This window comes from Vannielia litorea, assembly GCF_900142295.1.
Classification (GTDB): domain Bacteria; phylum Pseudomonadota; class Alphaproteobacteria; order Rhodobacterales; family Rhodobacteraceae; genus Vannielia; species Vannielia litorea.
On sequence record NZ_FSRL01000001.1, the window covers coordinates 869340 to 883590 of the forward strand.

13 protein-coding genes and 1 riboswitch are annotated in these 14251 nt (G+C 66.8%); all 13 genes read right to left on the reverse strand.

What is annotated here, in order from left to right; translation table 11 throughout:
* Nucleotides 1–44: 44 nt before the first annotated feature.
* The 13 genes from BUR94_RS04450 to BUR94_RS04510 all read right to left on the reverse strand — a co-directional run bounded on the left by BUR94_RS04450 (nt 45) and on the right by BUR94_RS04510 (nt 14145).
* A complete protein-coding gene (locus tag BUR94_RS04450; RefSeq protein WP_074255032.1) occupies nt 45–710 on the reverse strand; it encodes a TetR/AcrR family transcriptional regulator in 666 nt (221 codons plus the stop codon).
* 33 nt (nt 711–743) lie between these two features.
* On the reverse strand, nt 744–2051 hold the full coding sequence (locus BUR94_RS04455; RefSeq protein WP_074255033.1) for a TRAP transporter large permease: 1308 nt from the start codon (nt 2049–2051) through the stop codon (nt 744–746).
* Nucleotides 2052–2085: 34 nt separating this feature from the next.
* Nucleotides 2086–2580 carry a TRAP transporter small permease subunit gene (locus tag BUR94_RS04460; protein ID WP_074255034.1) on the reverse strand — a complete coding sequence of 165 codons (495 nt, stop codon included), beginning with the start codon at nt 2578–2580 and terminating at the stop codon, nt 2086–2088.
* 57 nt (nt 2581–2637) lie between these two features.
* A complete protein-coding gene (locus BUR94_RS04465) occupies nt 2638–3762 on the reverse strand; it encodes a C4-dicarboxylate TRAP transporter substrate-binding protein (protein ID WP_074255035.1) in 1125 nt (374 codons plus the stop codon).
* A 70-nt stretch (nt 3763–3832) separates the two neighbouring features.
* Nucleotides 3833–4555, reverse strand: coding sequence for a haloacid dehalogenase type II (locus BUR94_RS04470; RefSeq protein WP_074255036.1), 723 nt, complete (start codon nt 4553–4555; stop codon nt 3833–3835).
* Nucleotides 4555–5790, reverse strand: a complete 1236-nt coding sequence (locus BUR94_RS04475; protein WP_074255037.1) for a metal-dependent hydrolase family protein — start codon at nt 5788–5790, stop codon at nt 4555–4557. The genes BUR94_RS04470 and BUR94_RS04475 overlap by 1 nt, the downstream gene beginning before the upstream one ends.
* 31 nt (nt 5791–5821) lie before the next feature.
* On the reverse strand, nt 5822–6466 hold the full coding sequence (locus BUR94_RS04480) for an isochorismatase family protein (RefSeq protein WP_074255038.1): 645 nt from the start codon (nt 6464–6466) through the stop codon (nt 5822–5824).
* A 160-nt stretch (nt 6467–6626) separates the two neighbouring features.
* Nucleotides 6627–7784: an iron-containing alcohol dehydrogenase gene (locus BUR94_RS04485; protein WP_074255039.1), complete on the reverse strand. Its 1158-nt coding sequence runs from the start codon at nt 7782–7784 to the stop codon at nt 6627–6629.
* Nucleotides 7785–7969: 185 nt separating this feature from the next.
* A complete protein-coding gene (gene nrdF, locus BUR94_RS04490) occupies nt 7970–8950 on the reverse strand; it encodes a class 1b ribonucleoside-diphosphate reductase subunit beta (RefSeq protein ID WP_074255040.1) in 981 nt (326 codons plus the stop codon).
* Between the two features lie 93 nt (nt 8951–9043).
* Nucleotides 9044–11176 (reverse strand): class 1b ribonucleoside-diphosphate reductase subunit alpha, encoded by a 2133-nt coding sequence (gene nrdE, locus BUR94_RS04495; protein ID WP_074255041.1) that lies wholly within the window; start codon nt 11174–11176, stop codon nt 9044–9046.
* Complete coding sequence (gene nrdI, locus BUR94_RS04500; protein ID WP_074255042.1) at nt 11158–11586, reverse strand: class Ib ribonucleoside-diphosphate reductase assembly flavoprotein NrdI; 429 nt, start codon at nt 11584–11586, stop codon at nt 11158–11160. The genes nrdE and nrdI overlap by 19 nt, the downstream gene beginning before the upstream one ends.
* Before the next feature lie 4 nt (nt 11587–11590).
* Complete coding sequence (gene nrdH, locus BUR94_RS04505) at nt 11591–11812, reverse strand: glutaredoxin-like protein NrdH (RefSeq protein ID WP_074255043.1); 222 nt, start codon at nt 11810–11812, stop codon at nt 11591–11593.
* A 98-nt stretch (nt 11813–11910) separates the two neighbouring features.
* Nucleotides 11911–12104: riboswitch (cobalamin riboswitch) on the reverse strand.
* Nucleotides 12105–12537: 433 nt separating this feature from the next.
* Nucleotides 12538–14145, reverse strand: a complete 1608-nt coding sequence (locus BUR94_RS04510; RefSeq protein ID WP_074255044.1) for an ATP-binding protein — start codon at nt 14143–14145, stop codon at nt 12538–12540.
* Nucleotides 14146–14251: the final 106 nt, after the last annotated feature.

Sequence of the window (14251 nt, forward strand, 5' to 3'; positions counted from 1 at the left end):
CGGGGCGGCGGGGAAGGCGTTGCCGGGTTGGCGGTGGCCGCGGGTCAGCCGCTTTTGCGCTCCGGTGTTTCGGCGGGCATGGTGCGGCCTTCTGCCAGGAGTTTCGGCAGGATCGTCTTCCAGGTTTCCAGCATGGTCCGAAAGTAGGCCGGGTCGTCCTTCAGCACGGTTTGCACGCCCATGCCGCGCACCAGGCAGACGGTCATGTTGAGCGCCACGAGGGTCGGCTCCCGGTGGCCTTCGGCGCGCTCCTCGAAGGCCTCCCAGATGCTGTTGAGCGCGGCGTGGAACTCCTTGACCACCGGCATCATCCCGGCGCGCAACTCGCGATCGGTGCGGGCCTCGTTGATGAACTCCAGCGACAGGTAGAACACCCGGCCGGAGAACATCTGCCAGAGAAACTCCACGAAATCGCCCAGGCTCACCTCGCCCTCGTGCACCTGCGAGGCGACCGCCCGGATCTCGGCGGTGGCCTCCAGCAGCAACTCCTCCATCGCCGTGACGATGATCGACGAGCGCGACGGGAAGTGGTGCAGCATCGCCCCGCGCGAGACCCCGGCGCGCTGGGCGAAGTCATTGGTGGAGGCGGAGTTGTAGCCCTTGTCGAGGATCGCATCGAGGGTGGCGTCGATCAGTTTCTTGCGGGTCGCGATGCTGCGGGCCTGGGCCGGTTTCTCGGCCTGCCGTTTTTCCGCTGTGTGTCTTGCCATCTGTCCCTCCTCGGATCGGGCAAGTCCCTAGCATCAATATGCCAGCGACGGGAGCCAGAGCGTGAGGATCGGGAAGGCGATGAGGATGACCAGGGTGAGCAGGTCCATCGCCAGGAACCAGGTGATCCCCCGGAAGATCTCGGGCAGGGTCACGCGGTTGTTGAGCGCTCCGTTGATCATGTAGACGTTCAGCCCGATCGGCGGGGTGATGAGCCCGATCTCCAGCAGCTTGATGACGATGATGCCGAACCAGACCGGGTGGATCCCGGCCTCGTTCACCAGCGGCACCAGGATCGGCAGGGTGAGCAGCAGCAGGCCGATCGAGTCGATCAGCATGCCCAGCACCAGAAAGATCACGGTGACGGCGAAGAGGATCCACCAGGTCTCGGTGCTGACCGAGAGGATGGCGTCGGCAAAGGCGCGCGGAAAGCCGGAGAGCGCCAGGAAGCGGGTGAAGAACAGCGAGCCGATCAGGATGATGAAGATCGAGCCGGTGGAGATCACGGCCTGGGAGACCGCCTCGAACAGCGCCTTGCGGGTGAGCTTGCGCCGGACGATGGCGATGACGAGGGCGAAGAAGGCGCCGAGCGCGCCGGCCTCGGTGGGCGAGAAGACCCCGCTGAAGATGCCGCCCAGCACCACGAGGATGAGGGTGGGCAGGGGCCAGACATCGCGGAAGGCCTCGCGCCGCTCCTCGGGGGTGGGGTTGAACGCCACGGTACCGGCGAGGCTTGGCTTCAGCTTTACCCGGATCATGATCATCGCCATGTAGATCAGCGCCGAGAGCAGCCCCGGGATGAACCCGGCCATGAAGAGCTGGCCGACCGAGACCTGGGCATAGACCCCGTAGAGGATCAGCAGCACCGAGGGCGGGATCAGCGAGCCCAGCGTGCCGGAGGCCGCGATGGTGCCGGTGGCGAGGCCCCTGTCATACCCGTTGTCGAGCATCTCGGGCACGGCCATCCGCGACATCGCCGAGGCGGTGGCGACCGAGGAGCCGGAGGCGGCGGCGAAGAAGGCACAGGCCCCCACCGAGGTGATCGCCAGCCCGCCCGGCAGACGGGCGAGGTAGAGGCGGAGTGCCAGGAAGAGGCCACGGGTCATGTCGGTCGAGGAGCAGATGAACCCCATCAGCAGGAACATCGGCGCCGCCGACAGCTCCCATTGGCCGACGTAGTCGAAGGGGGTGGCCGAGATCATGCCCCAGGCGACGTTCATGTTGAACATCACGCCGATGCCGAGGATCGACACCAGCCCGAGGGCCACGCCGATGGGCACGCGGATGGCGATGAGCGCGAGGGCGGCGGCAACGCCGGCGACGCCGATTTCGAGATTTGTCATTGGGTCGTCTCCGGGCGCGCGAAGTGCGGGCGCATCAAAGCGCCTGCCGCCGGGCAAGGGATTTCAGCAGGTTCGACAGCACCGCGAGCAGCGCCCCGGCAAAGCCGATGGGCAGCGCCCAGCGGGCCGGCCAGATGTAGAAGCGGAAGTTGCTCATCGCCTCCTCGGCGCGGGCGGTGGCCTTGATGGCATCGGTCAGCGACTGCCAGAAGAGCATGCCGAAGAAGGCGAGCCCCATCAGGCAGGCGAAGATGTAGAGCCCCAGCTGCACCGGCATCGGCATCATCTGGGCGAAGAGGTCGACGCGGATGTTCTCGTGCTTCATCTCGACGAAGCCGAAGGACAGGAAGACCAGCGCGACCATGTAGTAGAACGACACCCACTCCAGCGTGCCGACGATCTGGCCGTTGATGAAGTAGCGCACGCCCACGTCGAGGGTGATGTGGGCCATCATCAGCAGCATGACCAGGCAGGCGGCGGTGACGGTGCCGATGTTGAGCCAACGGATGGTGCTGTGGAGGAGGGTCATGGATCTGTCCTGAAGGGCAGCCGGGCCCGGCGCGGTGCCGGGCCCGGTGCGAGGTGCTTACTCGGCGCCGTAGGTGGCCGGGTCGATCTTGGAGAAGATCTCCTGCATGGCAAGGGCGGTGAGCGCGTCTTCGTCGGTGGTGTCGACATCGGCCAGCAGGTCGGCCCATTTCTGCATGGTGGCCTGGAAATCGCCGATCAGCGCCTCGGGATCGGCCACGCCGAACTCGGTGCCGGCCTTCTCCACGGCGGCGGCGGTGGTGCGGTCGCGGAACTCGGCCACGTGGTCGGCCAGGTCCTGCTCGGGCTCATAGACATTGCCGCCGGCGGCCTTGGAGGCCTCGAGGCCAGCATCCACCTTGGAGCCGTAGGCGATTACGATGCGGGCCATCGAGCGGGCCGAGGCCTCCATCAGCACGCTGCGCTGCTCGGGCGTCAGGGTGGCCCAGAAGTCGGGGTTGTAGCCCCACTGGGGCCCCGAATAGTACATGCCGGTCGAGAGCAGGGTGGTGTGCTCGGCCACTTCCATCAGCGAACGGTCCACAAGGTCGCTGGCGGCGTTGGTGGCGCAGTCGAGTGTGCCGCGCTCGAGGCCGGTATACATCTCCGAAGACGGTACGTTGACCGGGATGCCGCCGGCATCTTCGACCCAGACAGAGACGGCGGAGCCGGCGGTGCGGATGCGCTTGCCCTTCATCTCCTCGAGGTTGCGCACCGGGCTGGAGCACATCAGCACATAGGCGGGCGTGGCATAGGCGCCGAGGTAGACGAGGCCCTTGTCCTTCCACTCGGCGAGCTGGGCCTCGTTGTTCATCGAAAAGTCGGTGACGGCGAAGATCGCGGCGACCGGGTCGGAATAGGCGAAGCCCAGCTCCTGCACGGCGTTGGAAACCGGCAGGTCGGAGGGCGTGTAGATGGCGGCGTGATGGGCCACCTGCACCACGTTGTCCTGGATGCCCTGAAGCGCGGCGCGCGGGGCCAGCAGCACGGTGCCGGTGTAGACCTCGGGCACGAGGTCGCCGCCCGAGAGCTCCTGCACGAGCTCGGCCCAGCGGACGTAGCCCTCGCCCGACATCGGCACGGCGCCGTCGTAGAAGCTGTTGGCGATGAAGTTGGTTTCGGCCGAGGCCGCGCCGGTCATCATCAGGCCGGCGAGGGCGGTGCAGGTGAGGAGTTTCTTCATGGGTCTGGTCCCTGTTGGTTGAGTGGTGGGGTGCCCGCGCTCTTGCCGGGCGGGTCGGTTGGCTTGAACGTCAGATAGCGCCGCTCTCATGTGCCTCGGCCATCTCCTTGAGCGAGTTGAAGCGGAAGGTCGTCTCGGCCAGGGCGCCCGGGTCCATCGTGGCCCCGAAGCCCTGCTTGGCGTGCCGCCGGTAGATCCAGGCGTTGTCGAGCCCGTTGGCCCGGCCCGGCACGTGATCGTGAAACATGCTCTCGGCGGTGTGCAGAAGCTGCGATTTCTGCACCCCCAGCTGCCCGATCCCCGCGAGCAGGTAATCGAAGTTGCGCTGGGCGGGCTTGTAGCTGCCGATGTCCTCGGCGGTGTAGATCGCATCCCAGGCGATCCCCAGCTTCCGGGCGGCGCCGTCGAAACTGCGGTTGTCGACGTTGGAGAGCACGATCATCTTGTAGTGCTGCTTGAGGTAGGCCAGCGCCTCGGCGCTGTCTTCGAAGGCGGGCCAGTCGGGCACCGAGGCACCGTAGCGCTCGCATTCGTCCCAGTCCACCGAAAGGCCCAGCTCCTCGGCGCAGCGGCGATAGACCGTGGCCAGCAGGTCGGAGTAGCGCTTGGCCGGCGTCTGGGCCTGGGTGGCGCTCTCGTTGCGGGCGTGCATCTCGAGCACGGCGTCCTCGCTCATCTCGACGTCGAGCCGGTCGGTCAGGGGCCGCAGCCCGGCCCGCATCCCGGCCTCCCAGTCGATCAGCGTGCCATAGACGTCGAAGCTGAGGGCGGTGTAGTCGCGCAGGGCCGCCATCACAGCGATGCGGCCTGCTTGACCGCCTCCCCACCCTTGAGGATGAGCGGCATATGTGCGCCCTGGCTGGTCAGAAGCTCGAGGTTTTCGAGCGGGTTGCCCTCGACCGCGATGATATCGGCATGGGCGCCGGGGGTTATGGCCCCGATCTCGCCCTCCATCCGCAGCACGCGGGCGGCATCCACCGTGGCCGAGCGGATCACCGCATCGGCGGGCAGGTAGCGACCGCGCAGGGTGAACTCGCCCGACTGCTCTGTCTGCATCCCGCCCAGCAGGTCGGAGCCGTAGCCCATGAGCACGCCGGCCTCGTGGAACTTTTCCAACCGCTCCAGCCCGGCCTCGCGGACATCGGAGATCTTGGCCACCGATTCCGGCGGCAGGCCGAAGTCGGCGCCCGAACGATGCAGCACGTCGTAGGTGATGTTGGTGGGCACCACCGGAATACCCTCGCGGGCGATGCGGGCGATGGTATCGTCGCCGATCAGGTTGCCGTGCTCGATGCATTCGAAGCCGCAGTCCAGCGCCCGCACGATGGCCTCGTCGGAGTAGAGGTGACCGGTGGCATAGGTGCCGAAGCCCTTGGCGATCTCGACCATCGCCTTCAGCTCCTCGACCGAGAACACCAGGTAGCCGACCGGGTCGGAGGGCGAGGACACGCCGCCATCCGCCATGACCTTCACGAATTGCGCGCCGTTCTTGATTTCTTCGCGGGCGGCACGTTGCACCTCGGGGATGCCGTCGCAGACCCGGCCCATCGCGCCGAGGCTGGAGGCGTACCAGGAGACATCGCGGTTGCTGTAGGGGCCGCGATAGTCGGTATGGCCACCCGATTGCGACAGCGCCTTGCCGCAGATCACCAGGCGCGGGCCGAGAAAGGCGCCCTCGTCCACCGCCTGTTGCAGGCCGCGATCGGCGCCGCCGAGGTCGCGCACGGTGGTGAAGCCGCGCAGGATCATGTCGCGCATCAGCAGGCTGGACCGGGCCGCGACCAGCGAGGAAGGCAGGGCCGCGTTGAGGCCGAGGTTGGCGGTGGTGGCGATGACATGCACGTGGCAGTCGACCAAGCCGGGCATCACGGTGAGGCCCTTCATGTCGAGCACCGCGTCGGTGTCGGCGCTCACGCCGGGGCCGACATCGCGGATCCGGCCGTCTTCGATGACGATGCCCATGGGCTCTGTCGGCTCGGGCGCGGTGCCATCGACGATGCGGGCGTTCTTCAGCAGTTTCAGGGTCATTACTGGGCTTTCATTCGGTGTTCGGGGCGGCTCATGCGGCAGCCTGGGCGCTGTGCCAGCGGTCCAGGTAAGCCAGCACGTAGTCGAGATCGACCACATCCACGTAGCGGCGGCCGAGGTCGCGCAGGTTGTCGCGGTGGGGCTGCTCCTCGATGTCGCCCACGCAATCCTCGGGCACGAGGGTGCGGTAACGGTGCGAGAAGCTGTCGATCGAGCTGGCGCGGATGCAGCCGCTGGTGTTGCAGCCGGTGACGATCACGGTATCGACCCGCTCCTTGGCGAAGTAGTCGGCCACATCGGTGTTGAAAAAGATCGAGGGGCCCTTCTTGCACACCTTCAGGTCATAGGCGGGGTCGTAGATGCGCGGGTCCAGCTCGGCGCTGGGGTGGTCGTGGCGGAAGGTCTCGCGCACGGCGGTGATCTTCCAGTAGGGCATCTCGCGTTCGTTCATGTAGGCGGTGTTGCAGGTGGCCACCGGCACGCCCATGGCGCGGGCGGCCTTGAGCAGCTTGGCGGTGTTTTCCAGCGCCCGCATGACCAGCGGCGCGCCGCCCAGCGGGTATTGCGCCTCGGTGAAGCCCTTCTGGAAGTCCACCACCACGATGCCCGGCTTGGCGCCCAGGCCCACCGGAATCTCACCATAGCTGCGTTGCTTGTAATCGTCGGTATCGGGCATGGCGCGTCTCCTGAGTCGTTTGACACAGGGTGGGGGTGGATAAAACAATCAGTCAAGACGGTTTTTTATTTTACGGATGAAAGCCCGGTGCGGCGCGCCCGTCTGCCCAATTTCCGGGCAGGCCAGGGCAGGGCAGGGCGCGGGAGTGCGCAGTGCCGGGTCAGTAGGCGGCGCGGTAGATGGACAGGGCATCGGCCTCGGTCAGCTCGCGCGGGTTGTTCACCAGCAGGCGGGTCTGGTTCATCGCGTCGGCGGCAAGCCTGGGGAGCCTGTCTTCGGGGATGTCCATTTCCCGCAGGGTGGCCGGCAGGCCGCAGTCGCGCGAAAGCTTCGCCAGCGCCTCGCAGAAGGCCTGTGCCCGCGCCTGTCCCTCGAGGCGCGCCAGCTCGGGAAAGGCGAAGGGCGCCAGCTCGGCATAGGGCTGCGGCGCGGTGACGATGTTGAAGCGCAGCACATGGGGCAGCACCAGCGCGTTGGAGAGCCCGTGGGGGATGTGAAAGTGCCCGCCCAGCGGATAGGCCAGCGCGTGCACGGCGGCGACGGGGGAGTTGGCAAAGGCTTGCCCAGCCAGCATGGAGCCCAGCAGCATGTCGGCGCGGGCCTGGGCATCGGTGCCCTCGTGCACCGCCTTCAGCAGCGCGCCGCCCATCAGGGTGAGCGCCTGGGTCGCCAGCATCCGCGACAGCGGGTTGTTGTTGGCCGAGGCCGAGGCATAGGCCTCGATCGCATGCACCATCGCGTCGATGCCGGTGGCGGCGGTGATCGCGGGCGGCAGCCCGTGGGTCAGCTCGGGGTCGAGCAGGGCGATGTCGGGCAGCAGATGGGGCGAGACCACGCCCATCTTCTCGTTGGTGCCGGTGGTGACGATGGAGATCGGCGTGACCTCGGAGCCGGTGCCGGCGGTGGTGGGCACGAGGATCAGCGGCAGGCGCGGGCCGCGGGCGTTGCCGATGCCGTAGGCCTCGCTCAGGGCCTGGCCGCCGGGGGCCAGCAGCGCCACCAGCTTGGCCACGTCGAGCGAGGAGCCGCCGCCGAAGCCCACGATCCCCTCGGCCCCGGCGGCCCGCGCGGCCTCTGCCGCCTGCATCACCACCGCCTCGGGCGGGTCGGCCTGCACCTCGGAAAAGACGGCGACATCGACATCGGCGCCCTTCAGCGCGTCGAGCGCCCGCGCCACCAGCCCGGTGGCGACCATGCCCGGATCGGTCACCAGCAGAACCCGGCTGCCAAGTCCGGCGCGCACCAGCTCTCCCAGGTCGCGCACCGCACCGGCGCCGAAGCGGATGGATCTGGCGGTGTTGAAGGTAAACGGGTTCATGCGGGATCTCCCCTGGTCTGTGCTGCGGGCGCGGCGATGATTGCACAAATTCCCGCAAAGGCGACCCGGAGTCTGCCGCGCGCGCCGGGCCCTGCCGGACCTGCGGAGCCCGGTGGGGCAGGGGGCACCGGCGGGTCGCAGGCAGGGGGCCAAGCCCCGGGCGCGGGAGTGTGCGACGGACCCCGTCAGAAATCCCAGTCGTCGTCCTCGGTGGCGACGGTCTTGCCGATCACGTAGCTGGAGCCGGAGCCGGAGAAGAAGTCGTGGTTCTCGTCGGAGCCGGGGGAGAGGGCGGCCATGATGGCGGGGTTCACCCGGCAGGCGTCTTCGGGGAAGAGCGCCTCGAAGCCGAGGTTCTGCAGCGCCTTGTTGGCGTTGTAGTGCAGAAAGTTCTTTACGTCCTCGGTCAGCCCCAGCCCGTCGTAGAGCTGCTCGGTGTAGCGTGCCTCGATCTCGTAGAGATCGAAGAGCAGCGCGAAGGCAAAGTCCTTCAGCTCGGTGCGCTCGGCCTCGGGCAGCCGCTCCATGGCGCGCTGGAACTTGTAGCCGATGTAATAGCCGTGGATCGCCTCGTCACGGATGATGAGGCGGATCAGGTCGGCAGTGTTGGTCAGCCGCGCCCGCGACGACCAGTGCATCGGCAGGTAGAAGCCGGAGTAGAACAGGAAGCTCTCCAGAAAGACCGAGGCGATCTTCTTGCGGAGCGGGTTGGAGGCGGCGTCGTACTCGTCGAGGATGAGCCGCGACTTGGCCTGGAGATGCTCGTTTTCCGACGACCAGCGGAACGCCTCATCCACCTCCGCCGTGCGGCACAGGGTTGAAAACACGGAAGAATAGCTGCGCGCATGGACCGCCTCCATGAAGGCGATGTTGGTCAGCACGGCCTCCTCGTGAGGGGTTTGCGCGTCGGGCATGAGCGCGGGCGCGCCCACCGTGTTCTGGATCGTGTCGAGCAGGGTCAGGCCGGTGAACACCCGGATGGTGAGCTGCTGCTCGGCCTCCTTCAGCTGAGACCAGCTCTGGATATCGTTCGACAGCGGCACCTTCTCGGGCAGCCAGAAGTTGGCGGTAAGGCGGTTCCAGATTTCGAGGTCCTTGTCGTCCTGCAACCGGTTCCAGTTGATCGCGGCGGGGACGGGGCGGGCGGTGGTGACGGTGTCTTTCATGGCGGCGGTCCTTAGGCAGAACGTTGAACGGGGAATTGGAATTCTCACGAGAACTCTTCGGGGCCGAAAAATCCTCGTGAAGATCTGTCCACCTCAGAGGGTGCAGGACACGCAGCCCTCGACTTCGGTGCCCTCCAGCGCGGCCTGGCGCAGGCGGATGTAGTAGATCGTCTTGATCCCCTTCTTCCAGGCGTAGATCTGGGCGCGGTTGATGTCGCGGGTCGAGGCCTCGGCCGGGAAGAACAGCGTGAGCGAAAGCCCCTGGTCCACATGCTCGGTGGCCGCGGCATAGGTGTCGATGATCGCCTCGGGGCCGATCTCGTAGGCATCGCGGTAGAACTCGAGGTTCTCGCCGGTCATGTAGGGCGCGGGGTAGTAGACGCGGCCGATCTTGCCCTCCTTGCGGATCTCCACCTTGGCGGTGATCGGGTGGATCGAGGAGGTGGCGTAGTTGATGTAGCTGATCGAGCCTGTGGGCGGCACCGCCTGGAGGTTGCGGTTGTAGAGCCCGTGCTCCATCACCTGCGTCTTCAGCGCGGCCCAGTCCTTCCGGGTGGGCAGGGCGATGCCGAAGCGCTTGAAGAGCGCCTTCACCTCGGCGCTCTCCGGCTGCCAGCTGCGGGTCACATACTTGTCGAAGAAGCTGCCGTCGGCATAGGCCGACTGCTCGAAGCCCTTGAACCGGCTGCCCTTTTCCTGCGCCAGCGCGCAGGAGGTGGCGAGCGCGTGGTAGAGCACGGCGGCAAAGTAGACGGAGGTGAACTCCACCCCCTCGGGCGAGCCGTAGTGGATGCGCTCGCGGGCGAGGAAGCCGTGCAGGTTCATCTGGCCCAGGCCGATGGCGTGGCTCTCGTCGTTGCCCTTGCGGATCGAGGGCACCGAGTCGATCGCCGACATCTCGGAGACCGCGTTGAGCGCCCGGATCGCCGTGCCGACCGAGGCGCCGAGGTCGCCGCCGTCCATCGCGCGGGCGATGTTCATCGAGCCGAGGTTGCAGGAGATGTCGGTGCCCATGCGGGCGTAGCTCAGGTCGTCGTTGAACTCCGAGGCCTCGTTGACCTGGAGGATCTCGGAGCAGAGGTTCGACATGGCGATGCGCCCGGCGATCGGGTTGGCGCGGTTCACCGTGTCCTCGAACATGATGTAGGGATAGCCGCTCTCGAACTGGATCTCGGCCAGCGTCTGGAAGAAGGCGCGGGCGTTGATCTTCTTCTTCCGGATCTTCGGGTTGTCGACCATCTCCTCGTATTTCTCGGTGACCGAGATCTCCGAGAAGGCGCAGCCATAGACCTTTTCGACGTCATGAGGCGAGAAGAGATACATGTCCTCGTTGCGCTTGGCGAGCTCGAAGGTCACATCGGGGATGACCACGCCGAGCGAGAGGGTCTTGATCCGGATCTTCTCGTCGGCGTTCTCGCGCTTGGTGTCGAGAAAGCGCAGGATGTCAGGGTGGTGGGCGTTGAGATAGACCGCCCCCGCCCCCTGCCGCGCGCCGAGCTGGTTGGCATAGCTGAAGCTGTCCTCCAGCAGTTTCATCACCGGGATGACCCCGGACGACTGGTTTTCGATCCCCTTGATCGGGGCGCCGTGCTCGCGGATGTTGGTGAGCATCAGGGCCACGCCGCCGCCGCGCTTGCTCAGTTGCAGCGCCGAGTTGATGCCGCGCCCGATGCTCTCCATGTTGTCTTCGAGCCGCAGCAGGAAGCACGAGACGAACTCGCCCCGCGCCTTCTTGCCGGCGTTCAGAAAGGTCGGCGTGGCGGGCTGGAAGCGGCCCGAGAGGATCTCTTCCATCAGCTGCATCGCCAGCGCCTCGTCGCCACGGGCGAGTGCCAGGGCGTTCATCACCACCCGGTCCTCGTAGCGCTCCAGGTAGCGCTGCCCGTCCCGCGTTTTCAGCGTGTAGGAGGTGTAATACTTGAAGGCGCCGAGGAAGGTGGGAAAGCGGAACTTCCTGGCAAAGGCCGCCTCCCAGATCGCCCGCTGAAAGTTCTTCGAATACTGGTCCAGCACCTCGGGCTCGTAGTAGCCCTCGTCCACCAGGTAGCCCAGTTTCTCGTCGAGCGAGTGGAAGAACACGGTGTTCTGGTTGACGTGCTGCAGAAAGTACTGCCGCGCCGCCATCCTGTCGGCCTCGAACTGGATCTTTCCCTCGGCGTCATAGAGGTTCAGCATCGCGTTCAGCGCGTGGTAGTCGAGGCCCTGCGTCAGGCTGGCGTCAAGCATTGTGTTCCCCAGTATTGGTCCAGCCCGCTGCGGATGCGGGCGATGTCTGTCTCGGTGCCGGCCAGCTCGAAGCGGTAGAGCAGCGGCACGTTGCATTTGGTGGCGATCACCTCGCCGGCGAGGGCGAAGGTGGCGCCGAAGTTGCGGTTGCCCCCGGCGATCACGCCGCGCAGCAGGGCGCGGTTGGCGGCGAGGTTCAGAAAGGCGATGACCGGCTTGGCCACCGCGCCCCGGCCCTCGCCATCGGCGTAGGTGGGCGTGACGAGCACGAAGGGCTCGGTCACCAGGGGGACGGGCGCCGCCGCGCTCAGCGGCAGCCGGGTGGCGGGGAGGCCCAGCTTTTCCACCAGCCGGGCGGTGTTGCCCGACCCGCTGGAGAAGTAGACCAGATGCCCCCGCGCGCCCGTCATCGGCTCAGGAGAGCCGGCCGATCATGTCGGGGCGGAAGCCGGCCCAATGGTCGTCGCCGGCGACGACGACGGGCGCCTGCCGATAGCCGAGGCCCTGCACCATCTGCATGGCGTCGTCGTCCTCGGTGAGGTCGATCACGTCGAACGGAAGCCCGCGCGCCTCAAGAGCGCGGGTGGTCGCGGTGCACTGCACGCAGGCGGGTTTGGAATAGACGGTGATGGTCATTTTTTGTCCCCTTGGGTCTTGCCTGTTTTTCCGGCGGTGGGGACACGGAGACGGGGCTCTGCCTGATGCCCGCCTGCGCGCCCGGGCCCTCCGCCGCGGTCGTCACTCGTGCTCTGGCAGGTCTCCTGACTTTACGGCTCGAGCGCCGGTGGTTCGCCTTCCCGGTGTTGATTCACCAGTGGGTTTGAACCGCGACTCGCCGCTTACAGTTGCGGGGGCAGCGCCAGATTTTCACCGGCTTCCCTCTTCGCCCCCGAGTCTGTCCGGGGGAACCAAAGCACCACCATATTGGGCAGCGGCGGCGAGGGGTGTCAACATGTAGTGGCACGCACCGGGTGATTAATCTGTGGATGGTTTTTGCCGCGTGTCTTTTTCATCCCGGCTGGCGTTGCAATCCGCCCCTCCCGCGGAGCCGTGCGCGCGTATCCGGCTCCTTCCGCGCTGGCCCGGACCGGCCGGGGCAAAGCGGGTGCCGCCAGCCAGGCCCGCGGCTCGGCGGGCCAGTGGGGCGATCCAGTCGAGGACGCCGGGCAGGGGGTGGCGCTGCCAGATGGTCGCGGCGCAGCCCGGCCTGTGCAGCGCGGCGAGGCCTTCGGGCGTGTCGGACACCGCCAAGCCCCTGGCCGAGCCCCTGTGGCCCAGGGCCAGACCGAGCAGGACGCGCGTGCCATGGGCCGCCGGCAATCAGCCGCCGGGATCCGGGCAGGGCAGGGCGGGGCCGCGCGCTATTCTGCGGCGTGAATCGCCGTTGCCGGGAAGGACACGAGAAACTCGGTGCCCGCGCCCACCGAGGTCTGGAAGGTGATGTCGCCCTCGTGCTGGTCGACAATCTCCTTGACGATGCCCATCCCCAGCCCGGTGCCGCTGTGCCCCTCCACGTAGCTTTGGGGCGCGCGGGAGAACCGCTCGAACAGGTTGGGCTGCAGGCTGTCGGGGATCCCCTTGCCGTAGTCGCGGACCCAGAAGCCGAGCCCGCCCCGGCGCAAGCCCACCTCCACGGTGGAGCCGCGATGGGAGGCCTTGATGGCATTGGAGAGAAGGTTGCTCAGCACCTGAAGGAGGCGGTGCCGGTCGCCCCGAATGGTCTGGCTGGCACTGTCGCCAGGCACCACGGAGATGGTGATGCCATGCTCCATGGCGAAGGGACGGATGTCTTCGGCGGCCATCTCGAGGAGCGCGCCGAGCTTGAGCGGCCTGCGCTCGGTTGAGGAAGAGCGGGAGCTCAGCTGTTCGAAGACGAGGATGTCCTCCACCAGCCGCATCAGGCGGTCCAGGTTGCGGGCGGCGATCTCGAGGGTGGGTTGCAACACCGGCGAGAGCCTGGCCTTCTCGGTCGTCAGCAGCTTCACCGCGCCGTTCGCCGAGGTGATCGGCGTGCGCAGCTCGTGGGTGACCGTCGAGATCAGCTCCTCGCGGGCGCGGTCCAGCGCCTTCTGGTCGGTGATGTCGCGCATGACGCCGACGATTCCGAGCAGCTCGTCGTCATCGTCGCGCAGCGGCGACATGAACACCTCGGCCGGAAACACCCGCCCGTCCTTGCGGCGCAGTTTGACGTCGAAATGGTCGATCGTCGTTTTCTCGGCCTTGCGAAAGATCCGCTCGCCATTGGCTTTGAACTGCGCGTCATCGGGATAAAGGAATGCGGTGGTCTTGCCGATCAGCTCCTTGCGGTCGTAGCCGAGGATCTGCTCGGCGGCGGTGTTGACCATCTCGATCTCGCGATCCCGGTTCACCGCCACTACGGCGTCGGGCACGGATTCGACGATTGCGTTGAGCAGGCGGGTCTTGTCGGCCAGCTCCCTGGAGCGCTCGTGCTTGAGCCACTCCTCGCCGAGCCAGCGCCCGAACAGGCGCACCAGCTCCGCTTCATCCTCGGTGAAGGCGGCGCGGGTCGCGGGGGCGGAAAAGTTCAGCGTGCCGACCCGCCTCTTGCCCGCGCGGATGGGCACGCCGATGTAGCTTTCGAGGCCGAAGTCGACGTAGCAGGGGTGCTCGGCGATCCGCGACATGCCGGCATGGTGAAAGTGCACCACGTCATCGGCCATGAGGGTATGGGTGCAATAGGTGCGGGTGACATCGAAGGTGGCGCCGACCTCGGGCGCCCAGTCGGCCCCGCTGACGTGCTCGACGCTGTAGGTCGCGCCCCTGATGCGGCTGACGATGCCCAGTTCGAGGCCGAGGGTCTCGCAACCGAGGGTCAGCAGCTCCTCGACCTTGGTCGCAAAGTCGATGTCCGGGTCCAGCGACAGGAAGAACAGGCGCCGCAGCGCTGCATCGTGGTCGTAACCGGCGTCGCCGCGTGTGCCGCGGCTCTCCTTGTTCAGCTCGTTCATCACTCCACCCGATCTCAAGCCTGCATTGTCTTTTCGCCGGGCGTTCGATGCACCCGTTGTCGTTTGTCGTGCCGTCCTTCTTTTTTGTCGCTGCTCCGTCCTGCGG